This window comes from Runella sp. SP2 (assembly GCF_003711225.1).
In the GTDB taxonomy this organism is placed as follows: Bacteria; Bacteroidota; Bacteroidia; order Cytophagales; family Spirosomataceae; genus Runella.
Window position 1 is genome coordinate 215066 of the sequence record NZ_CP031030.1, and the last position, 21772, is coordinate 236837.

Genomic DNA, 21772 nt, shown 5'->3' on the forward strand with positions numbered 1-21772 from the left:
GTCTTAAATTGCGCCATTCGTCCCATTTTTCGGAAGTAAAACAATAAATTTTGCCAACTTCGAGTTTTTAAGTATCAATTTGTGATTAACAATACGCATTTAACAGCCCAAACCATCCAATATGAGCTTCTTTGAACGTGTCAAAGCCTATTTTAGTCGCGATAACTTTCAAAAAGACCCTGAATTGGTGTCTTTTGATGAATTGGAGCCACCCAAGGTAGCTGCTCCAATGCCTGCGCCCGTAACGGCGACTATGCCTACGTTACCCACTACGGGTTCTAGCATGCCTTCCGTGGTTGCGACTCCGTCACAACCTTTGTTTGCGGAAGAACCTCAGTCGGAGACAAAATTGTGGGTGATGACGCCCCCTAGCCAAAAAATTGAATGGCCAACTTGGCTGGAAGACGAAACCCTGCTGCGCGATGAAGGGGTAATTTTTGGTTTGTCCGAATCGAAAGCGGAGGAAAAGGTGGCCATTATCCGTAATTATTTTGTCCACCAAACGGCCGATTGGGAACGGGAAGTGGAGCGTCACGGGGAGAAAATTCAGGAATTGAACCTTTTTATTGAGCAAAAAGAAAATCGTATCAACGAGCTCAAAGAAAAATGTTCGGATATGGAAAGCCGCAACCACGACGGCGAGCACCAATTGCCCCGTACGATTGTAGGTTTGTCCTTTTCGGCGGCAATGTGCGTGGGAAATTATTTTCTAATTGACGATACCTTGCGCCCGTTGTACCCCAATAGTCAATGGATTGCAGTCGGGGTATTTTTGGCGGGGATGTTCAACCTGTTTGGACGGGTGTCGTTGTTTCACGATACTGAAAGCAACGTGTCGTGGCGGCGAATGCTCGAAGAGGTGGGGATGCCGTTTGCTGCTGCCTTGTTTGTGTTTGTACAGGCTGTCCAAAATCAAGGTGTTTGGCGGGCTGGCGCGTTGTTTGTCTTTGTGTTTTTCTTGTTTTTGTTTGCGGGAAAATTGTTGTTAAGCAACATCACCGTATTGCGAAATGACTTGAAAATATGGTTGACAGGAACAAATTTGAAGAAAGAAAAATCAACCAAAACAGAAACTTGGGACGGCGAAGTAGCGCGACTAACGGCAGAAATCGACGCTTTACGGGTGCAGAAATGGCAGATTTTGCCCAATCTCAACAAAGCTGAGGCCGAAGTAGCCCGTTTGAACGCCCGCCGCGATGCGCTTATCAAATTGTTTGAAAGTGAGTTTTACTTGGCACGTCAACTTCGCGACCGACTAACGGATAAGCAATGGCGTGAGTTTGAAAAAGGATTTGAGTAGGTGCTTTTTATTTAGCCAAAAACAACCATGGAAGAGAACCAACAACATACCGAAAAACCTGATTTTTTGCACGGCTATAATAGCGGTGTTGAAGGGTCGGAAAACCGAAATCCGTACGAAAGCTATTTGTCAAGCGAAATACATTACAATTGGCTGGTGCAACGAGTTAATGACCGCCGCAATGAAGTGCAGCGGGTTGAAAATCAGATAGAAGAGACGACGATAAAACGCAAGGTGGCGTACGACCATCTGCAAGAGTTTGTCCAGCGTTTTACCAAATCGAGCAAACGTTTGGCCGATTTAGTCATGCAACGTGACCAAATTGACGAAGAAACTGAGGCACTTCGCAACCGCCGTAAACAAACACAGTCGGAGTACTCGCTGCTGGCGGGCTTGTTTTTCTTTGCGGCAGGTTTGGCTTTTGTGTTTGGCGATTTGATCATCTCGCACGAAATTGTGGCCTATGCCCTCAACATCCGCAACAACTACGAAGCCTGGGCGTTTGCCATTGGCTTGGCCATGATTTCTATTTTGCTCAAACCCGCCTACGACCGCCTCATTGAAAAACCTTATACCGACCAACATACGCAGCAAGCGCGCTCGCGTTATGCGTGGTTTAAGGTGGGCTTGGCAGGATTTGCGATTGTGACATTGGGGATTTTGGGCTGGTTCCGTTACGAGGCGTACCGCACTGATAAACTCAAAGAAGCGATTAATAAGTCGGTGAAAAACTTGCAGCTAAACGCTACGCCGCTCGACCCAACGGCTTCAATTTCGCCCGCGCAGCAGCAAGCGTTGTTGCAAAAAATTGAACAACAATTGCTACGTTCCGACGAGTTGAATTTAGGGTTGGTCAACAGCCCGTGGGCGTTGGCATCGTTTGTTTTGAGCGGGATTTTGTTTGCTTTAGCGGGTGCTGTTTCGTTGGGAATGGCCTTGCCCGTTTTGCAAAACTTCTGGTACCGCTGGTTACAAATCGACCCGCGTTTGGGACGCTTGCGTCGTCGCCGTAAAAAATTGGTAAAAGAAATTGAAGGTGCCGAAAAAGAAGTGGCTGAGGATACGACTCAGAAGGATATTTTGACGCATGAGCTAGAAATACTCCCTAATTTGGACGACCTACGCGCCGAACGCCTCAAACTTCGTAATGAGCTTGATGAATTGATTGAAACTACGCGTTTGGCCCAAACGGATAGCCGAATCGCGTCTTTCAACGATGGTTATGCAAAAGGTGAAATTGCGCGCGAATTGATGAACGAAGAGGAGTTTACGCAGTTTAGAAATTCGGTGATGAATACGCATAATTTGGCCTTAAAAGCGGCAACCGCCGCCGACCGCAGCATCAATTATCTCACCACAGGTTCGGGCAAAAAAGGCAATTCACTTCGCCCGCACCAAATGATTCGGAAAATGATTACCGATGAATTTCGAGGAGAAGGAGAATAAGGCACAAGTGTCGAGGGGAGAGTGAGGAGTGTCGAATAAATACTTTTTAATCAAAAAAGGAGGGCTAGCCCTCCTTTTTTGATGCTTAATTGATGGCTTGACCTTGTTCTAGCTTTTTAATCATGGCTTCGACGCTGGTTTTGTTGAGGGCGTCGGGAGCTTGGGGAAGCGCGGCTTTCATGTATTCTAACGCTTTTTTGCTGTCGCCAACGGCCGAATAACCACGCGCTAAACCTACGTTGGTGGTAAATTTGTTGGGATTTTTATCATAATTCACCTTGAATACCTCAAAGGCTTCTCGAGCGCGTTTGGCTGCCAGCAAGGTTCGGGCATATTGGTGGAGTTCGTTCATCGAGCCTAGCGGTAGGGCTTCCTTCATAAGGGCGTCGGCATCGGCGGTTTTGTTCATCTTTAACAACACGCCCGCTTTGGCGCTCAAGGTTTGGAAGTTTTTTTGCCCGATAAAAGGAGCTGAAATGCCTTGGTCGGCCCAAGCCAATGCTTTGTCTAAGGCAATGTTATGGTGAACGCAGTAATTGGCGGCTTCTACAAAAGCCTGCCACGCAAACCCAGGCGTGTTGCGAAGTTCGTTGGCAAAAGTGGCTACTTGCGCGGCGTGAACGTCGGTTTCTACCTTGAACGCAATCTGGCGTTTTTCCCACTGCATTGCTACGGTTACGCCGTTTTCGGTTTGGTCAATGAACTCGTATTTGAGCCATTCCACGCTTTGGGGAAGCGATTGGTTTTTGACTGCCACACGCAGGGCATCTTCGGCGGGGTCGTAGTAAAAACTACCCCAAGAGGTATGGTTTTTTGAAAAAATGAGGGTGGTTTCGTCCGCGCCTAGTATCATGTGGAGGCCGTAGGTGCCCGCAGGTAGGTCTTTTCCTTCGATTTTGACGGGGTAGGAGAACGAAATGGCCGTGTTTTCGTTGGCACCTGCGCGCCATGGAGCGGCTTTACTTGTACCAAAACCCAAGTCATTGAGGCCATAAGGGGCAATGGGCGTTCCCCAAATTTTTCCCTCACGACCTTTGACCCCAGGACGATGATAAGAAATGTCGATTTTGACTACGCCAACATATTCAGAAACAAAGGCTTTTTTATTGCCACCGTCGGGGGCGGTAGTGAGGCGGCCTTGGGCATGAAGCAGGGCGTAGGCACTAGCAATGTACCAGCTAAAAAGAAGGAAGAGACGTTTCATGGAAGATGAAGTTTTGTTTTCCTGCGAAGTAGAACAAAATTACTAGCATCTACATCCCCCTTTTTGGGGTATTTTGGGATGACCTTGAAAAGGCTATTCTAATTTCTCAATGGTTGCCCCAAAAGAAAAAGTTAATGTTTCTTTATAATTTTCATGCTTCCATTTGTTATTCCAACTTGAAATCGCACTTCTTTTGGGAGAAGTTAAAGTATATCTATACATAGGTGTTATTCGCTCAATAGATTTCAATTTAATTTTTTTTGAGTCTTTTAGTGTGTATCTTCCATATTCATGGTCACGAATTGCTATATATTCTCCTTTTTTGTCTATATACCCAATGCTCTCCATACTTATCCAAAAACCGCTATCTGGAGCTTTTAAATTATATTTTAATAAATCAAATTCAATATTTTTTTCTTTTGGTGCAATGTCAATTGTTATATTTTCATTTAATAAATCTTCTTTAGGTAACATTTTAACTGTATCATTTGTGTAGATTCTCAACCGTATTCTGAAGAACTGAATTTGCTCGTTATCTTTAGGAATAATGCGACAATGAATACTCTTAATAGCCCATTTCTCGTCATTATGAGCAATAAAAGTAGCAATACGCTGGTTAGAGTTAGGGTTGTAGCCATTCTCTCTAAATTCAATGAATGATGTTTTATGGTAGCCAATTTCTTTAGTATTTATTTTACCTCTTTTCCCCTTTACAATAACATCGTTTAATTCAATTGGCCTGCTTTGAAGATAAATTGTGTCTGCTTTTGAAAAAGTACTGTAATCAATAGAAAACTTTAAATAACCTAAGGCAGAAATATAAACGCTGTCTATTGTTTCTCTAGATTTTGAAATACAATAATTTCCATATTCATTAGAGAAAGAACCCATTGGAGTTCTTGAATAATAAATGGTTGCATAGGAAACTGGAGCTTTGCTATTTTTATCTAATATAATGCCACATTTTTCTTGACTAAACAGGTTGTAAGTGTTTACTATAAATAAAAGAAATAAATATCTCATACAAATGTTTGATATAATTGTAGTTACGAGATGCTCTTTAAGCACCTCGTAACTATTTGTAAATTTAACACGATTCAAAGACCATTTCTTCTGACACTAGAAATCCCAGAAAATAGGTTTTTTGCATTCCAAACTTTACACATCCTCCGTTAAAATCTGATTGAGTTCCTAGCCATTCAGTTTCTGACCCAAAAAGCTTTTTAGCATGGGATTCATTGGAAAACCCAACAGTTATTACTGTAGTGATTAGTAAAGCACGTATTAATTGCCCATTCCTTTTTTTCATAATTTACAAATTTTTGAAATATTTGACAATTCTCTTTCTTTATTGGGTAGAGAACTAACAACCCTTTATACTGACTGGCCAGAACAATATCAAAATAATTTTATCTCAATTATATTACTGAAATAACCCTTTAGGCAATACAATTCAATTGAGATACAGCAAACATACAAGGTCTCTTTTCTTTTGACTAGGGAGTTAACCCCTCAGTTTTTGAGGGGTTCGAGTAGGCTTCGGTATCTCAGTGCAAAGCGCAAGAGTGCCCCCTTGCCCGTTTGGTTGAGTTTTTCACCAATGCGGGTTTTACAGGTTTCTACACTTTTGATTTCTATGTGTAGCTTTTGAGCCAATTCTTCGTTTGATGGAGCATCAATAAGTAGAATGAGCAGTTCTAATTCTCGCTGAGTGAGCGTTGTTAGCAAAAGAACTTCTTTGTCTTTTGAAAATGGGCTGTCTTGTAGGTAAAAAAAGATTTTTTGATAGTTAGCTTAGGGTACGGGAAAGCGTTCGAGCAGCTTGCGCCCGTATCAGATGATTCGGAAGATGATTACGGATGATTTGAATGGGGAGAAGGAGTAATTTTGAATAGCAATAAAAGAAATTTTAACACCCCGATAGTGACGAGCTTTCGGGGTGTTATGTTTGGGTTAAAACATTGTTTCTGTAAGGGGCTGTATTCATTTATGTATTACTCTTTTATTTTGAATAATGTGTCTAACCGATTGTACCCACCAAAAATCCCTATTCCACCTTCTATATTGTTAAATACGGGCTGGGGTTCGCGCAGGTTGGGAATTAAGCGATCAGTGTTGTTTTGCCAATTGCTGAAATCTTGGTAGGTTTTGAGATACTTGTACGTATTTTCATCTACTGCTTGATAAAAAACGGCAAGCGAAACTCTATCTGCTTTGAACGCATTGAAGACTCTGATTTCCAATTCATTGGCCTCTTTATCTTGACGGTCAAACAGAGTGTTAGTCGGTGTGCGTATGTAGGGGCCTGTTGGATTGCCAATTTGAGACCTGAAAACAATATCTCTAAGTGAATAATTGAAAATATAATACCGGTTTTTTTCGCTGCTCGGCCAGTTGAACAGGGCAATAAAATCGTCGTTTACTTTCGATTGATTGACAATCGGGACAACCGGGCTGGGGGGAATTCGGCAGGAAGCATTACAAACCGTATTACCTACTTTGACTTGTAGTCTGTATTCTTTTTCAGGTTGAATATCAGCGATTTGATTAGATAGCGTATAGCACTTCCTCGAAGCATTGTAAGTAAACGCGGTCATGCGTATGCCATCAGATATAGTGACTTGTGCCTCACGGATTACGGCCGAATCAGGCCGTAAAATGCTCCCCATTTCCTGACCTCTGTAAACATGAACATATAAAACGGAGTCTTGGGGTGAAATAAAAGAGCTGATCGCGATAAGCTTATTCAATGGGGTTCTTTCAATGTCTACCCCGTTTTCGCAAGAACTTAATACCCCGGTCAGTAATGTTATGAATAGGATACAGCGCATAGTTTTAAAACTTAAAATTGTACGTAACGGATGGTATGACAGGAAACAGTGCCCTTTTTTGCAATGTAATCCTTTGGCCTTTTTCTACAGGGTCATTCTCGGATTTTAAATAATAGTACAATGGGTTCTTTCGATTGTAGGCATTATATAGCCCAACTTCCCATGTACGCTCTCCCCATCGTTTTTGCTTGTGAAATTGAATCGCAATATCCAGTCGGTGAAAAGATTCAGCTCGGAAACTGTTGCGAGAACCCAAATAGTCTACATTATTGATGAACTGATTATCAATTTCCGTAGAAACAAAATAATACCCTTGCGAAACCGTAAGGGCATTGCCCGTAGCATAGACCCAATTGGCCGAGAGGGTTACTTTAGGGGTTAGCTTGTAGGTGGTCACCACTGACGCATCGTGTCGGCGGTCATTACGGGGATAAAAAGGTTTCCCGTTGTTCAAATCAGCAAACTGATGAATGGTCCATGAAAGGGTATAGCCTACCCAACCGGTGAAACGTCCTTTGTTTTTTTGCAATAAAACTTCTGTTCCATACGATAAGCCGTTGCCAAACACCACGTTGTCTTCCCAATTGAGGGCCTTGGCCCCGTCATTCAAAACCAAAAAAGTGGCTCCTTCGCGGTAAGCGGCACTATTTCGCATCCATTTTCGGTAGCTTTCTAAGGTAAGATTCAGCCCAAGAACGGGGAAGGCTTTGACAAATCCAAAGGCAATTTGATCGGCTTGTTGGGGTGGGACACGCTCTGTAACAGGCACCCATAAGTCGGTGGAAAGACCCGTGCCTGTATTGGAAAGAAGGTGTACAAACTGATTGTTGCGAGAGTAAGAGGCTTTTAGTTCGAGGGTATTGTTCAGCTTGTATCCGGCAGACAGGCGCGGTTCGGCAAACATATAAGTACGCTCTGGAACACGAAGGCCATTAAGTCGTAAGCCTACATTAGCCGATAGCCGCCCTTTGGTATAAGTATCCTCTATGTAGGAGGCAAACTCCTGATTGTCAAATTTTTGTGTTTCCTGTTCTGTTTGGCTTTTTATGCGATCTTCGTCGATAAAAGCGCGTGGACGAAAACGGTGAAAAGTCACCAGCCCACCAAATTTTATAACATGAGCGTTGCTTGGGAAATAATCGAAATCTGCTTTCAGCGTATAATCGCTTACGCCTGAACTGTACTCGGTGTAGGTGCCAGTATTATTGCCGTTATTGCGGATTTGTTCAAAATCATCTGAAAGGCGAAACTTAAAATCGGTCATCAGCAGCGTAGTATTCAAAAATAATTTCTGACTGAACAAATGATTCCAACGTAGGGTAGCAGTGGCATTACCCCAACCCATGCGGGTTTGGGAAGTAATGCTGGAAGTGCTGCGTTCCACCTGCTCGCTGATACGCAGGCGGTCATTGCCAAAATAACCGCTCAAATACAATTTATCTTTGGCTGATAAATCAAAATGAAGTTTGGCGTTAAGATCGTAGAAACGATACCCAAACTTTTGGTCGGCAGGTAAAAAAGGCTCGGTTAATACATCAATGTAGCTTCGACGACCTGACAACAGAAACGATGATTTGCCTTTTTGGATAGGACCATTCAGGGATAAACGGCTAGAAAGTAGTCCAATACCCCCTTCGCCGCGTAGTTTGTCTTTGCCGCCGTCTTTCATCTGCAAATCTATCACCGACGACAGTCGCCCGCCATACCTCGCTGGAAAGCCCCCTTTCCAAAAACTTACATTCTTGATGGCATCGCCATTAAACACTGAGAAAAACCCAAACAGGTGGTTGGCGTTATACACTTGGGCTTCGTCGAGCAAGATGAGATTTTGGTCAGGACCACCACCGCGCACATACAGTGCGGTGCTCCCTTCGGTGCTTTTTTGTACGCCCGGCAGCAGTTGCAGGGCTTTAATGACATCTTTCTCGCCAAGTAAGGTCGGTATTTGTTTGATTTGAGCTATGGGTAACCTCACCACACTCATTTCGGCAGGGGCTACCTGTTGCGCTTTGCCTGAGATTGTTACCTCTTGTAATTGCAGCGTTTCGGGTTGAAGAAAAACTTGGAGTGGCGTTTGTTGGGACGCGGTTAGCGGTTGCTCGGATTTTTGATAGCCCAATAAACTGAACAGCAGTTTTATCGGCTGCCCAGACGGAATTTTAATGGAGAAGAATCCGTATGCGTTGGTTGTAGTGCCTATTTGAGATCCCAAGATAGTTACCGAAACGCCCGCGAGTGTTTCTTTGGTATCTACTTCATATACATAGCCATTGCGTATTTCTTGCCCCTGCAATTTTCCGATGATAAAAACCAACAAGACAATTTTCAGGAAATGAAACATCTAAAAAAAGGATTAACTTATAACTCTTTGGTGTAGGTGATAGAATAATAAGGATATGAATTGGCTTGCTCTACAACCATTTGATCGAGTTTAGTGCGGTTTAACCACCATGATTTTGATAAAAGAAGGCTGTCTTCTTTGCTCAGTTGAATAGTTGAAGGATATGTAAACGTCAATGCTTTTGCCTGACTTGAAATATGGTATTGAACCTTAAACACAGGCTTATCCTGTAATTTTATACTGCCAAAGCACTTGTTGCCGGATTTTATATAGTCGCAATCCTCAAACGTTATGGTTTGTATGGAAGGGAATTTTGGTGGGGTGTCATTCGGCGGAGAGTTTGGAAACTTAAGCTCTTTAAATTCAGTAGCTTTCCAAGTGCCTTTCATATCTCCCAAGGCATTATTGACAAATTTTGCATCTTCACTCAAACAGGAAGTCAAGACAATACAAACTGCGGATAAATAGGCTGTTATTCTCATTGAGAAAGAAATAAGTTGATTTGTATAATATTAGTTGTGCTTACTTAGCTGGCTCTATGTGAAATTTGTGGGACTCTAACCTACGGCCGCTGCCATGGGTTAGTCCCAGACAAATCACATAGAACCACTTAGCTGATGGTGTCAAGAAGCAAAGAGTAATTGTTTAAAGTGTTGACAATCAATTTTGTACAGTTTTTAATTTTTGGAAAAATGAGATGAAGTTTTGATAAATGCACCAAAAAGAAGGATTTTTAGTTCACCTATCAAAACCTCAAATGCTTTCAGGTTACAAATTAGAGCATGTCTCTTTGTTAGTAATTTCCTCTATCAAAACTATAATTTCCCCAATTATGTGAAACATAGCACCCCAAACGCCTTGCATCTGGATTATAAAGACTGAATTCATTGCCGGCGTATAGATTAACTGTGAATCCGTTTGACCATGAACATAAAGCACAATTTAGATGTCTCCATTCAACAAATATGCCCTGATTGGAATTTCCAGATTCTCTCCAAGTTACAGAAGCCCAATCATCGAATCTCTCTGATTCATGCCATTTTCTGTCTTCCCATGCTATTCTTGCCTGTTTAGCCATTAGAGGGTTGGTAGTGTAGGAAAGTGTATAACTTTCTTGTCAGCCCGATAAAAAAGGTCTATTCTTACCAAAATAGGGAGTTAACCCCTTAGTTTTGAGGGGTTCGAGTAGGCTTCGGTATTTCAGTGCAAAGCGCAAGAGCGCCCCCTTGCCCGTTTGGTTGAGTTTTTCACCAATGCGGGTTTTACAGGTTTCTACACTTTTGATTTCTATGTGTAGCTTTTGAGCCAATTCTTCGTTGGATGGAGCATCAATAAGTAGAATGAGTAGTTCTAACTCTCGCTGAGTGAGCGTTGTTAGCAAAAGAACTTCTTCGTCTTTTGGAAATGGGCTGTCTTGTAGGTAAAAAAAGATTTTTTTGATAGTTAGCTTAGGCATAATACAACAATTATAAACCCAAAACGGGCTTAGTGAGTACCTGAACGAAATTTCAACTATCAAAGTAGGGGCAAAAATCGGCTTTACTGCCGAGTAACTAATAAGTACAAATGAGCAATATTTTATTTTGTATTCAAAGGGAAAAAACAAAAAAATAAATATACACCAAAATATAACAATAATATTTGGTATGTACTTCTAATAAATAGCATATTAGTATGTCTAGTCTAACCAATCGCTCCTCGTTTTCCCAACTCAACCACTTCCATTTGGCTGATTTTACCGCTGTCTAAAACAAACCGTAATAGGGTACGTATTTTGTGAAAACCTTCTCGGCCTGCCGCGCCTGGGTTGAGGTAAAGCATATTGTGAAGTTGCGGGTCGCGCATGACGCGGAGGATGTGCGAGTGGCCACACACAAAAATATCGGGGGTGGCATTGACCAACTCTGGCCGAACGTGCGGGTTGTATTTCGGGGGAGCGCCACCAATGTGCGTCATCCAAACCCGAAAACCTTCCAGCTCAAAACGTTGGTGTTCGGGGGCTTGCCAGCGGACTTCCTTGGCGTCGATGTTGCCATATACCGCTCGTAGCGGTTTAAATTGAGCTAGTTTATCCAAAATTTCGACGCTACCCACGTCGCCCGCGTGCCAAATTTCGTCGCATTGGTCAAAGTGGGTAAAAACGGCGTCGTCCAAAAAATGGTGGGTGTCAGAAATAAGACCGATACGTTTCAATGTTTGTTTACGGTTTGTAGTTTACAGTTGACAAGTTTTTGTTGTACTTGCTTTTTGCGCTTTGCCCCTTGCTTTTTATTATTTCAACAACGTCTGAACCGCCATGCCGCTCATGATGAGGACGACCAGCCAGCCCGCAAGTTGTAACCAAAGCGGGTGTTGGTAGTTGCCGACCAATCGTTTGTTGCGGGCCGCAATGAGCATAACCGATAGCGCAATGGGTAGAATAAAACCATTGACGGTACCGACAAACACCAAAATCTGAACGGGTTTGCCAACGGCCAAAAAGATAATGGTAGAAACCGCAATAAATGCGACGGTTAGGTAGCGGTGATTGCGTTCGAGGGATGGGTGGAAGGTACGTAAAAATGAAACCGACGTATAAGCCGAACCAATGACCGACGTGATGGCGGCACTCCACATCAACACCCCAAACAAGCGATAACCTACCTGCCCAGCGGCCAACTGAAAAACCGAAGCGGGCGGATTGTCTTTGCTCAAAGTAAGACCCGTAGCCACGATCCCTAACGTTGCTAAAAACAAAAAATAACGGATGATGGAAGTAACCAAAATACCTGTGGTAGCACTTCGGTTGACTTGGGGAAGGTACTGCGCGCCTTTTATCCCCGCTTCGAGCAAGCGGTGGCCGCCCGCAAAAGTGATGTACCCGCCGACGGTTCCGCCAACGAGCGTGATGGTGGCAATGGGGTCAAATTGTTGGGGAGCGACGGTGCGAATAATGGCCTCACCCACGGGAGGATTGGCTGAAAAAACTACGTAAGCGATAAGTAACAACATCAAGATACCCAAATACTTGGCGAAGTTGTCCATGGCTTTGCCCGCTTCGGGAAGTAGAAACAAGGCGATGCCAATGCCTGCACTCACCAACGCGCCAATTTTGACATCCAACCCGCTCATGACTTCAATCCCTAAGCCAGCCCCTGCGACGTTACCAATGTTAAATGCCAATCCTCCGATGACTATCAGGGCAGAAAGTAAATAGCCCAAGCCAAAAAATAGGCCGTTGGCGATGTCTTGGGCACGTTTTTCGGTAATGGCAATGATGCGCCAAATGTTAAGCTGCGCCCCTAAATCAAGCAAAATCGAAAGCAGAATCACAAAGCCGAAGTTGGCGAGCAGTTGCTGGGTAAAAACGGTAGTTTGGGTTAAAAAGCCTGGGCCTACCGCTGATGTCGCCATCAGAAAGGCAGCCCCGAGAAGTGTGTTTGTGGAGGAGGGAGGGTTCGTAGATGCTTTGCTCATTAGGGAAGGGAATTTTGCACAAAATCATAAAATTTGAACACAGATACAACAGATTAAACGGATTTACACTGATTTTTCTATTGCATACCATTGTAAATCTGTCTCCTCCGTCCAGTCTGTGTTCAAATTTCCTTCCCGTTATTAATGACCTAAAATTAACTCCTTCATCTCTACCCGAATCCGTTTTTTGTCAATTTTACCTACCGACGTTTTCGGGATTTCGGGGACAAATTTAATGTTGTCAGGCACGTACCATTTGTTGATTTCGCCGCTGTCAACCCGTGCTTGGAGTCCTGCTTTGATTCCTTCGGGCGTGAGTTTGTCTTGATAATCGGGTTTGATGACTAAAATGGCATGAGGGCGTTCTCCCCAGCGCGGGTCGGGAAACCCAATCACCGCCGACTCGGCCACGCCTTCTACTTGTGAAAGCAAATTCTCAATATCGAGCGAAGAAACCCATTCACCGCCCGTTTTGATGACATCCTTCACGCGGTCGGCGATGGTGACGTAATAATCGGAACCAATTGCCGCTACGTCGCCCGTATGTAACCATCCGCCTGCCCACAGTTTTTCCGACGCTTCGGCATCTTTATAATAGCCTTGTGTCATCCACGGCCCACGCGCGACCAATTCGCCCACGGCATCGCCATCGTGTGGGAGCGAATTGCCGTCGTCATCAATAATATCCAATTCTACAAACGGCGCAATTTTTCCCGCTTTGGTTCGGAACGGAAGTTGTTCGTCGATACTCAATTGAAGTTGCTCGTCTGTCATGTGTACTACCGACATAATAGGCGCGGTTTCGGACATTCCGTAGCCTTGCGTCACGTTGATGCCTAGTTCTAACGCCGCTTTAGCCAGTCCTTTTGTAAGGGCCGAGCCGCCAATCAGAACGCTCCATTTACTCAAATCCACTTGTTTCGCTACGGGGTTGTTGACGAGCATATTTAGAATGGTAGGAACGCAGTGGGAGAACGTTACTTTTTCTTTTAATAACAACCTCAACAACATTTCGGGTTCGTAACGCCCTGGATATACCTGTTTAAAGTTAAGCATGGTCGCCAAGTAAGGAAAGCCCCAGCCGTGGACGTGGAATAACGGCGTGATGGGCATATACACATCGCGGTGGTCTAGTGGCAAGGCTCGGTAGCCAGGAAAATACGCCAATAGACAAAATGTGTGCATGACCAGTTGGCGATGAGAGAAATACACCCCTTTCGGATTCCCCGTTGTTCCTGTGGTGTAGAAAGTTGTGGCTAAACTATTTTCGTCAAAATCAGGGAAAGCGTATTGGTCAGAAGCGTTACTGAGGAGGCTTTCGTATTCACCTTCAAGGCGAAATGAGGTTCCGACCAACGGCGCATTGAGGTCTTGATATACTTTATCACTGACGATGATAAATTTCTCGACGGTGGTAAGTTGGTCTTTGATGGCTTCAATGATGGGCACAAAATCTTCGTGAACGATGACCACTTTGTCGTCGGCGTGGTTCATGGTATAAAGAATTTGAGCAGGCGAAAGCCGAACATTTATCGTATGTAAAACCGCTCCTAAGCACGGTATCGCAAAGAAGCACTCCAAATAACGGTGGCTATCCCAGTCCATAACGGCCACCGTATCACCTGCTTTTACCCCAATTTCTGTAAGAACATTGGCCAGTTGACGCACGCGTTTGTCGAAGGTATGATAGTCCATTCGGAACAAATCGCGATAGACAATCTCGCGTTGGGGGTTGTATTTGGTAACTTGGTTAAACAACATTTTGATGATTAATGGCGGGTCGTAAGCCGAGTGCGTGCGGGGTATAATGCGCGTCTGAATCATTGCTGGTGAAAGGTTTTTTGTTTGGGTAAATTTATGTTTTTTCTTTGAATCGCTATAAAAAGTGGCGTGCTTCGAGTAAAATAACTTTTTTAGCTATCACTCAGAGCGCTTTTTTCTCTTCAATGGCTTTGATTTTGGTATATTTTGTTATGTTGATTAGTAAAAAAAACTAATTTGTAACCCACTGATAAATTTTTATTTATGGAATAAAAAAAAATTTTTGATTAATAAAGTAGAGTTTGGCACGCTAGTTGTTTAATAGAAAAGCATAGCTCATAAAAACAGTTAGTAACAATGCAGATTTTAGGAGTGGGTTCTCGTGTACGTCATTCAGAGTTTGGAGATGGGGTAGTGATAAATGTGAAATCGACCAGTTATAGTATCACATTTATTGAGCACGGAAACAAGGTCATTAAATTGGACACTCCTTTGGAGATTATAGAAGCGGTAGAACTGGATACAGATTTAGTAAGTCTTTTTGACGTGGAGCAGTCTCTGACAAAAATCCTTCAAAAGTGGATGGATGCGACGGAAGTAGTGCCACTGGGAGATAAATGGAAAGGTGGAAAATTGATTTTGAAGCCTGGAAGAAGTGATTTGGCTCCCAAAGAAATGACAATTGATAGTTTTTTCCATAAAATCGTGATGACTCGCGACCGCCTACGCGTACTGGAGCAACGCATTAATGCCAGCAAATTAGAAGATGAAGAAAAAGTAAATATACAGCAATACATCACCAAGATTTACGGTTCGATGACCTCCTTCAACCTGCTCTTTAAACATACTGAGCACTATTTTGTGGGGGAAAAATCTAGTAGTGATAACGCATAAAGAGCTTCTCAATTCACGTTTTTATGTGATTTGAATAAGGGGTAAAGTAAAAGCGGAGATCGCGGGGGGCCATGCCCCCCGCGACTTTTTTTTAGGCCCTTGGGTGATATTTTGTCACTACTTCGCGGAGGTATTCGCGGTCGAGGTGGGTGTAAATTTCAGTGGTAGTAATCGACTCGTGGCCGAGCATTTCCTGAACCGCGCGCAAGTCTGCCCCTCCTTCGATGAGGTGCGTGGCAAACGAATGACGAAAAGTGTGCGGACTGACTTTCTTTGGTATTCCAGCTACTTCAACCAAGTTTTTGATGACCAAAAACACCATAACACGGGTAAGCTGCTTACCCCGACGGTTTAAAAACACAAAATCTTCGTGGCCTTTCTGTACTTCGAGCGCGCTACGGGTATGGTTGATGTAAAGCAAAGTTTGTTTGACAGCATCACTGCCAATGGGTACCAGTCGGGTTTTGCTTCCTTTTCCGATTACTCGCAAAAAACCTGCGTCAAAATAACAATTTGTGATTTGTAAATCGACCAACTCAGATACCCGCAGCCCCGAACTGTACAGCACTTCCAACATGGCACGGTTGCGCATTCCTTCGGGGGTCGAAAGGTCATTAGCTTCTAATAACGCTAAAATTTCGGGGTAAGTGAGAACATCGGGCAAATGCCGCGACAGATGGGGAGATTCAATGAGTTGAGTTGGGTCAATTGTAAGGATATTTTCGAGAAGTAAGTACTTGAAAAATGCTTTCAGACCCGATAAAATTCGCGCTTGCGAATGCGCAGCCAGACCCAAATCGTGCAGGTAGCCCAAAAATCCCAAAATATCGAACTCAACTACCGCCGTTATTTCTTTGCCTCCCATCAATTCGATGTATTCGGCGAGTTTGGTGGCATCGCGTACGTAAGCTTCCACGGAGTTGTCGGCCAGACCGCGTTCGAGGAGTAAAAAATCTTTAAAGTGTTTTAGGTAAATATCCCACATAAATAGGCCCTGTTGCTAAATGATGGCACAAAAGTACGGGCTTTTGAGTGGAAATCAGGAGGGCTGAAAAAACAAAAAGCTGCTCGAAATTTCGAACAGCTTTCCGACGTTATCCACACCATTTCTATAAATCCAATTTCTCAAATGAGAAAGAATTGAATTCGAGAACAAAGCTAATGCTTTCTTCAATAAAAAAGAAATTAAAAAGTGCGAAATTTTTATTGAAATGACTTTTATTCCTTTTGATACATACTAATTGCCCAATAAATGGTAAAACTAACCACAAGTGTGCCGACATAATAAGCAGCTAAGAGTGGATTGGAAACGACGACGGCAATTAATGACACCAAAGTAAGTCCAAAAGCACACCAAGGAATATAGGGATAAGCAGGGGCGCGAAAGGGCCTAGGAAGGTGGGGCTCGTTTTGGCGGAGGCGTAGCACACAAATACTCCCAAAGCCATAAAGAGTAAGCGCTCCGAGGACTGATAACACGATGATGTCGGCCGAGGTATTGGACAACAAAACGATGATTCCGACTAACATATTTACCAGTAAGGCATTGGCGGGGGTTTGGAGTTTGGGGTGAATTTGACCCAAAATCCGTGGAAAGTGTCCAACGCGACCCATTTCAAACGTGGCACGCCCAGCTGCCATGAGCAACCCGTGAAACGAAGCTACCAAGCCAAACAAGCCTGTTACAATAACGGCACTGTACCAAATCGAAGACTCTCCGACCAAGCGTGCCAGTGCCAAAGGCAGGGGAGAGTCAGAAGAGCTGCCATCGGCTTTGTAGATGACAGCCTCCCAGCCCGCAATCCCCACCGAACCGATGAAGGTAATACTACAAAGTATGACGAGGGTAAACATTGCTGAACCAAAGCCATGTGTCAGGTCGCGTTGGGGGTTTTTACTTTCTTCGGCGGCGTTGGCCAGCCCTTCGATGCCTAAAAAAAACCAAATGGCAAAAGGAATGGCAGCCCATACGCCCGACCAGCCATTGGGTAGGGCATTGTGCGATAAATGCTGAACCGAAACCGCCCCGAACGTAATGGAGGCAAATAATAGAAGCCCTGCAATGGCAACAAAGGTGATCAAGAGCTCAAAAGTAGCTGCCAATTTTACCCCAATGATGTTGAGCGAGGTAAATACTATATATGCACCGATAGCGGCATACGTGGGGGGTAATTCTGGAAAAAAAAGATTGACGTGGGCGCCTATTCCAACGGCGATGGCGGGGGGAGCCAAAACAAATTCAACGACTTGGGCAATGCCTGCTACAAACCCCCAGTCGCGACCTAATGCGCGAGTGGCGTAGTCAAAAATGCCGCCTGCTTTGGGAATGGCGCAGGAAAGCTCGGCGTAGCCAAACGTAAAACAGACGTACATAATGACAACGAGCCCCGTGGCAAGGGCCATGCCGAGGGAGCCGCCTTTTTCAAGGCCAAAATTCCAGCCAAAGTACATTCCTGAAATAACGTAACCAACCCCCAACCCCCAAAGTAAAGTGGGTGTAAGGGAGGCTTCTAAATGGGTATTGTTTGTTGAGTCCGACATGGTGGGGTGTCAGTGGGTTTAGTGAAAAATAAAAAGTAAGGCGGTTAGCTACACTTGGAACGTCGATACTGTTACTAAGATGTCGAGGGCAATTAAAACGAGCGCGACCATCAAGAAATACCTGTACTTATTACTTACAACGGCCACTTTACGGCTATCAATTAGCCGATTTTCCACCGAATTGATGGCGTCAACAACATCTCCGATGGCGTTTTGTTGGCTGTTGATTTCGAAGTACTTTCCGTTGGTAGATTTTGCTAACTCTCTCAAATAAGCATTGTTGAGACGCGTGGTGACAATTTGGTCGTTGTCGTCTTTTACCCATCCTGTTCCTTCTTTAATTCGGCCACCGTTGGTGGTGCCTATTCCCACAATCATCAGTTTAAGGTCAAATTTTTTGATATTGGTAAAAGTTTGACGTTCGCAAGCGCCAAAATTTTCCCCGTCGGTCAGGAGTAAAATAATTTTTGAGGTATTGGTCGAGCGGTTTTGGACAAGTTTTTCCACCCCCAAATCCAAAGCACTGCAAATATCAGTACCGTGGTTGCTGACTTGAGAAGTGTTGAGGGTTTGGGTAAATAGACTAAAGGCGTTTAGGTCGAACGTAAGCGGAACTTGTAAAAATGGGCTACTAGAAAAAACCATGAGGCCAAACCGATTTCCACTGAGGGAAGTGGTGAGGCGTTGTAGTTCAAATTTGACTTTATCGAGGCGAGAAGGCTGAACATCAGTCGCATCCATTGATTTTGATACATCGACGAGCACCATGATGTCTTTTCCTTCGGCAACAATGTCGCGTTCGGGTTCACCAAAAAAAGGGCCTAAAATCGCCACAATTAATAGGGCAACGTAGGTAGTTCTTAAAAAAAACTTGATGACTACGCCCCGCGCAGTACTACCCAATGCCTTGGCAACGTACAAGGTTCGTCCAATGTAAACACTGTACAAAATGAGGAATGCAGCAATAAAAATATACTCGACAAGTGTGAGTTCGTAGTTGAAATTCATGTCAAAACCCTAAAATCCTGTTCAAATAAACAAAAAATCCCCAAAAGGTAAACCGTGAACTGTAAACTCTCCGCTAACTTTGCAGCATGGCAATGATTGGAACTGATATTTTAGCAGTAAAAAAACTCCTTGAAGCGGGGGAAGTGGTGGGGATTCCGACCGAAACGGTTTATGGTTTGGCGGGAAATGCGTTAAATGATGACGCTGTTCTTCAAATTTTTAAGGTTAAAAATCGCCCACAATTTGACCCACTAATTGTGCACACCAACTCGTTGGAGAAAGTCAAAACGTTTGTAGTCGATTTCCCACCAAAAGCCCAGCAATTGGCCGAGGCATTCTGGCCTGGGCCATTGACGCTGCTCTTGCCAAAGTCAGAAGCCATTTCTGATTTGGTAACGTCGGGGCTAGGAACTGTAGCGGTACGTATCCCAAACCATCCTCTGACGCTGGAGTTACTCTCCGAACTTGATTTTCCATTGGCAGCGCCCAGTGCCAATCCTTTTGGCTACATTAGCCCGACCTCGGCGCAGCACGTTGATAAGCAGTTGGGTAAAAAAATACCTTACATTTTGGATGGAGGTGCCAGTCAAGTTGGAATCGAATCGACGATTGTGGGTTTTGAAGAAGAAGAAACGGTGGTATATCGGTTGGGTGGAGCATCGGTAGAGGCCATCGAAAACGTAGTGGGTCCAGTCCGTTTGGTGGCACATTCAAGCTCCAATCCCAAAGCGCCAGGTATGTTGAAAAGTCATTATTCTCCTCGAAAACCGCTTTTTATTAACGCCTTGGAGGAGGTATTGAAAGCGTATAACGCTCAAAAAGTGGGATATTTGGCCTTCAAAAAAACTTCTACGCTAGTTCCTGCCGAGCACCAGCGCATTTTATCGCCGTCGGGGAGTTATGCTGAGGCGGCCAAGCACCTTTTTGCATACATGCGCCAACTTGATGCGCTTGAGGTTGAGGTGATTTGTACTGAACTTTTGCCCGAAAAAGATTTAGGCCGAGCTATGAATGACCGTATCAGACGGGCAGCGGTTCGGGAGTAATAAAATGCTTTATTGGACACTTTGTCCCTTTTATGAACTTCAAAGTCGGATAATTAAGGCGATTTTATAGTGTTACAGCCAAACACTTACTCGTGTATTGTTGTTAAAAAAAACATGGAAACCATTGATTTTGCCCAGCCCGATATTTTTGCCCAAACGGCTTTTTTTATGTTTTTAGGCATTTTTGGGCGTTATGTGCTCATTGCTGCCTTGTTTTACTACTTGTTTAAAGTAAAATACCAAGCTTATTTTCAGCCAAGAGAAGTCAATTTACGACCTCGTCGTCCCGAACAACATTGGCGCGAAATCGGCTTTTCGTTTATTACATCGGTCATTTTTGCCGTTGTTGGTACGGCCATGGTGGTGCTTTGGCAGAAAGGTTATACAAAAATTTACACCGATTTTAGCCAGTATTCCGTTCTGTGGTTTGTGTTTAGTATTGGCTTAGTTTTGTTTTTGCACGAAACCTATTACTACTGGCTCCACCGCTGGATGCACCTTCCAAAGGTATATAAATGGGTGCACAAAGCCCACCACGATAGCATCACTACCTCCGCTTGGACTTCTTTCTCTTTTCACCCAACAGAGAGTATTTTACAGGCGTTGGTTCTGCCTGCGTTGACGTTTGTGATTCCCCTGCATTACAGCGCAATTGTGGTTATTTTGCTCATAATGACCACAACGAGCGTTATCAATCACCTGAACACGGAGCTTTATCCCCGCGATTTTCATCGGCATTGGTTTGGAAAATGGTGGATAGGAGCTACGCACCATAGCCTGCATCATTCGCAGTTTAAGTACAACTACGGACTGTATTTTACCTTTTGGGATAGGTGGGGTAAAACCGAAAGCCCTGATTATGAAAAACTTTTTGACAAAAAGACTTCCGCAAAAGAGGTGAATGCTTAAAAATAGACATTCACCTCGTAGGTGTCAAGATTATTTTTGTGTAAAATTTTCGATTCAAGCCCGCTATTTTTTACACAAATTTTCGTACACCAACTGGATAATTCCATCTTTTAGTCCTAAGTCAGGAACGATAATTTCGGACGCTCCCGCCCACTTCATCACCGAAATGTAAATATCAGAAGCAGGTACGATGACATCGGCACGGTCGGCGTTGAGGCGAAGTTTATGGACGCGGTCTTCTTGGCTGAAGGAAGCAATGTAGTCGCGCATTCGAGTAAGTTCTTCAACAGACGTTGCGTTATCGGATGTTTTTGAGACCAAATTAAAAAGCTTAGAAATGTTACCGCCCGTTCCTACCGCCTTTACAGGCTCATAGTTGTCCACGTTTTCTTCAATCCAGCGTTCCATTTTTTGCCAAGCCCCCTTGCTTTCTTTGCCTTCTAGCAACCGTACTGAACCAATCTTAAATGACTTAGAAGCCACTTTTTGACGGTTAAAATACAGGTTCAACTCCGTACTACCGCCCCCAACGTCGATGTGCAAGTATTGGCCATCTACCAGGGCCTGAACCACTACATTATTGATAAGTTCTGCCTCTTTACTGCCGTCGATGATGTGGATTTTTATTCCCGTTTCGTGGGCGATGCGTTCAACTACCTCTTGCCCATTGGCCGATTCACGCATGGCTGAGGTGGCGCAAGCCATGTATCCTTCCACTTCATGAAGCTCTAGCAACAGCTTGTAACACTTCATAAGTTTGATGGTACGTTCTTGGCTTTCGGGGGTTAGGCTACCGTAAGTGAACACATCATGCCCCAAGCGAAGTGGAAAGCGGACGTACTCTACCTTTTTGAAACTAGTGTAACCTCCATCTTTCAGAACCGATGAAATTTGCAAACGTGCCGCGTTTGAGCCAATATCAATTGCTGCTATTTTCAATTTTGTCTCAATTTAAGTTTCTGCAAAAGTAAACGGGAAAGAGCTACCATTAAATAACCTATTTCCTAATTTTTTGAAATATTAGGTAATCCTGCG

Annotated in this window: 19 protein-coding genes; 5 read left to right on the top strand and 14 right to left on the bottom strand. The window is 43.9% G+C overall.

The genetic code is table 11. From position 1 onward, the window contains the following. Positions 1 to 121 precede the first annotated feature (121 nt). Together DTQ70_RS00875 and DTQ70_RS00880 are read left to right on the top strand one after the other, a co-directional pair. On the top strand, positions 122 to 1300 hold the full coding sequence (locus tag DTQ70_RS00875; RefSeq protein WP_122929058.1) for a hypothetical protein: 1179 nt from the start codon (positions 122 to 124) through the stop codon (positions 1298 to 1300). 27 nt (positions 1301 to 1327) lie between these two features. Beyond that, positions 1328 to 2746 (top strand): hypothetical protein, encoded by a 1419-nt coding sequence (locus DTQ70_RS00880; protein WP_122929059.1) that lies wholly within the window; start codon positions 1328 to 1330, stop codon positions 2744 to 2746. 85 nt (positions 2747 to 2831) lie between these two features. Here DTQ70_RS00880 and DTQ70_RS00885 read toward each other — a convergent pair whose 3' ends face one another. The 10 genes from DTQ70_RS00885 to DTQ70_RS00935 all read right to left on the bottom strand — a co-directional run bounded on the left by DTQ70_RS00885 (position 2832) and on the right by DTQ70_RS00935 (position 14402). Further along, complete coding sequence (locus tag DTQ70_RS00885) at positions 2832 to 3950, bottom strand: DUF2911 domain-containing protein (RefSeq protein ID WP_122929060.1); 1119 nt, start codon at positions 3948 to 3950, stop codon at positions 2832 to 2834. Positions 3951 to 4043: 93 nt separating this feature from the next. Further along, positions 4044 to 4973 carry a carboxypeptidase-like regulatory domain-containing protein gene (locus DTQ70_RS00890; RefSeq protein WP_122929061.1) on the bottom strand — a complete coding sequence of 310 codons (930 nt, stop codon included), beginning with the start codon at positions 4971 to 4973 and terminating at the stop codon, positions 4044 to 4046. Between the two features lie 489 nt (positions 4974 to 5462). Continuing rightward, positions 5463 to 5678: a LuxR C-terminal-related transcriptional regulator gene (locus DTQ70_RS00900; protein WP_164489793.1), complete on the bottom strand. Its 216-nt coding sequence runs from the start codon at positions 5676 to 5678 to the stop codon at positions 5463 to 5465. Positions 5679 to 5944: 266 nt separating this feature from the next. After that, the gene (locus DTQ70_RS00905; protein ID WP_122929064.1) at positions 5945 to 6781 is read right to left on the bottom strand and encodes a DUF4249 family protein; all 837 of its coding nucleotides are present in this window, start codon (positions 6779 to 6781) and stop codon (positions 5945 to 5947) included. A 4-nt stretch (positions 6782 to 6785) separates the two neighbouring features. Further along, positions 6786 to 9122, bottom strand: coding sequence for a TonB-dependent receptor (locus DTQ70_RS00910; protein WP_122929065.1), 2337 nt, complete (start codon positions 9120 to 9122; stop codon positions 6786 to 6788). A 17-nt stretch (positions 9123 to 9139) separates the two neighbouring features. Beyond that, complete coding sequence (locus tag DTQ70_RS00915; protein WP_164489794.1) at positions 9140 to 9604, bottom strand: hypothetical protein; 465 nt, start codon at positions 9602 to 9604, stop codon at positions 9140 to 9142. 635 nt (positions 9605 to 10239) lie between these two features. Continuing rightward, positions 10240 to 10578 carry a LuxR C-terminal-related transcriptional regulator gene (locus tag DTQ70_RS00920; protein WP_122929067.1) on the bottom strand — a complete coding sequence of 113 codons (339 nt, stop codon included), beginning with the start codon at positions 10576 to 10578 and terminating at the stop codon, positions 10240 to 10242. 227 nt (positions 10579 to 10805) lie between these two features. Further along, positions 10806 to 11315, bottom strand: coding sequence for a metallophosphoesterase (locus DTQ70_RS00925; RefSeq protein WP_122929068.1), 510 nt, complete (start codon positions 11313 to 11315; stop codon positions 10806 to 10808). 78 nt (positions 11316 to 11393) lie between these two features. Continuing rightward, entirely contained in the window at positions 11394 to 12578 is a 1185-nt protein-coding gene (locus DTQ70_RS00930; protein WP_122929069.1) for an NRAMP family divalent metal transporter, read from the bottom strand. A 141-nt stretch (positions 12579 to 12719) separates the two neighbouring features. After that, complete coding sequence (locus DTQ70_RS00935) at positions 12720 to 14402, bottom strand: fatty acid--CoA ligase (RefSeq protein ID WP_122929070.1); 1683 nt, start codon at positions 14400 to 14402, stop codon at positions 12720 to 12722. Between the two features lie 294 nt (positions 14403 to 14696). On the opposite strand from DTQ70_RS00935, the gene DTQ70_RS00940 reads away from it, so the two are divergent. Then, the gene (locus DTQ70_RS00940; RefSeq protein ID WP_122929071.1) at positions 14697 to 15233 is read left to right on the top strand and encodes a hypothetical protein; all 537 of its coding nucleotides are present in this window, start codon (positions 14697 to 14699) and stop codon (positions 15231 to 15233) included. A gap of 91 nt (positions 15234 to 15324) precedes the next feature. Here the strand turns inward: DTQ70_RS00940 and xerD are convergent, their stop codons facing one another. The 3 genes from xerD to DTQ70_RS00955 all read right to left on the bottom strand — a co-directional run bounded on the left by xerD (position 15325) and on the right by DTQ70_RS00955 (position 18782). After that, complete coding sequence (gene xerD, locus DTQ70_RS00945) at positions 15325 to 16218, bottom strand: site-specific tyrosine recombinase XerD (protein WP_122929072.1); 894 nt, start codon at positions 16216 to 16218, stop codon at positions 15325 to 15327. Positions 16219 to 16451: 233 nt separating this feature from the next. Next, entirely contained in the window at positions 16452 to 17774 is a 1323-nt protein-coding gene (gene eat, locus DTQ70_RS00950; protein ID WP_122929073.1) for an ethanolamine permease, read from the bottom strand. Between the two features lie 48 nt (positions 17775 to 17822). Beyond that, positions 17823 to 18782 (bottom strand): VWA domain-containing protein, encoded by a 960-nt coding sequence (locus DTQ70_RS00955; RefSeq protein ID WP_122929074.1) that lies wholly within the window; start codon positions 18780 to 18782, stop codon positions 17823 to 17825. Positions 18783 to 18868: 86 nt separating this feature from the next. On the opposite strand from DTQ70_RS00955, the gene DTQ70_RS00960 reads away from it, so the two are divergent. Beyond that, complete coding sequence (locus DTQ70_RS00960) at positions 18869 to 19828, top strand: L-threonylcarbamoyladenylate synthase (RefSeq protein ID WP_122929075.1); 960 nt, start codon at positions 18869 to 18871, stop codon at positions 19826 to 19828. A 114-nt stretch (positions 19829 to 19942) separates the two neighbouring features. Beyond that, on the top strand, positions 19943 to 20737 hold the full coding sequence (locus DTQ70_RS00965) for a sterol desaturase family protein (RefSeq protein WP_122929076.1): 795 nt from the start codon (positions 19943 to 19945) through the stop codon (positions 20735 to 20737). 63 nt (positions 20738 to 20800) lie between these two features. Here the strand turns inward: DTQ70_RS00965 and DTQ70_RS00970 are convergent, their stop codons facing one another. Continuing rightward, positions 20801 to 21676: a Ppx/GppA phosphatase family protein gene (locus DTQ70_RS00970; RefSeq protein ID WP_122929077.1), complete on the bottom strand. Its 876-nt coding sequence runs from the start codon at positions 21674 to 21676 to the stop codon at positions 20801 to 20803. Between the last annotated feature and the right edge of the window lie 96 nt (positions 21677 to 21772).

What these genes read in the sequence shown, in the direction of transcription:
- DTQ70_RS00965 (WP_122929076.1), top strand. Translation starts at nt 19,943, where the DNA reads ATGGAAACCATTGATTTTGCCCAGCCCGATATTTTTGCCCAAACGGCT.
- DTQ70_RS00940 (WP_122929071.1), top strand. Translation starts at nt 14,697, where the DNA reads ATGCAGATTTTAGGAGTGGGTTCTCGTGTACGTCATTCAGAGTTTGGA.
- xerD (WP_122929072.1), bottom strand. Translation starts at nt 16,218, where the DNA reads ATGTGGGATATTTACCTAAAACACTTTAAAGATTTTTTACTCCTCGAA.
- DTQ70_RS00875 (WP_122929058.1), top strand. Translation starts at nt 122, where the DNA reads ATGAGCTTCTTTGAACGTGTCAAAGCCTATTTTAGTCGCGATAACTTT.
- DTQ70_RS00935 (WP_122929070.1), bottom strand. Translation starts at nt 14,402, where the DNA reads ATGATTCAGACGCGCATTATACCCCGCACGCACTCGGCTTACGACCCG.
- DTQ70_RS00960 (WP_122929075.1), top strand. Translation starts at nt 18,869, where the DNA reads ATGGCAATGATTGGAACTGATATTTTAGCAGTAAAAAAACTCCTTGAA.
- DTQ70_RS00910 (WP_122929065.1), bottom strand. Translation starts at nt 9,122, where the DNA reads ATGTTTCATTTCCTGAAAATTGTCTTGTTGGTTTTTATCATCGGAAAA.
- DTQ70_RS00885 (WP_122929060.1), bottom strand. Translation starts at nt 3,950, where the DNA reads ATGAAACGTCTCTTCCTTCTTTTTAGCTGGTACATTGCTAGTGCCTAC.
- DTQ70_RS00880 (WP_122929059.1), top strand. Translation starts at nt 1,328, where the DNA reads ATGGAAGAGAACCAACAACATACCGAAAAACCTGATTTTTTGCACGGC.
- DTQ70_RS00930 (WP_122929069.1), bottom strand. Translation starts at nt 12,578, where the DNA reads ATGAGCAAAGCATCTACGAACCCTCCCTCCTCCACAAACACACTTCTC.
- DTQ70_RS00890 (WP_122929061.1), bottom strand. Translation starts at nt 4,973, where the DNA reads ATGAGATATTTATTTCTTTTATTTATAGTAAACACTTACAACCTGTTT.
- DTQ70_RS00905 (WP_122929064.1), bottom strand. Translation starts at nt 6,781, where the DNA reads ATGCGCTGTATCCTATTCATAACATTACTGACCGGGGTATTAAGTTCT.
- DTQ70_RS00915 (WP_164489794.1), bottom strand. Translation starts at nt 9,604, where the DNA reads ATGAGAATAACAGCCTATTTATCCGCAGTTTGTATTGTCTTGACTTCC.
- DTQ70_RS00920 (WP_122929067.1), bottom strand. Translation starts at nt 10,578, where the DNA reads ATGCCTAAGCTAACTATCAAAAAAATCTTTTTTTACCTACAAGACAGC.
- DTQ70_RS00955 (WP_122929074.1), bottom strand. Translation starts at nt 18,782, where the DNA reads ATGAATTTCAACTACGAACTCACACTTGTCGAGTATATTTTTATTGCT.
- eat (WP_122929073.1), bottom strand. Translation starts at nt 17,774, where the DNA reads ATGTCGGACTCAACAAACAATACCCATTTAGAAGCCTCCCTTACACCC.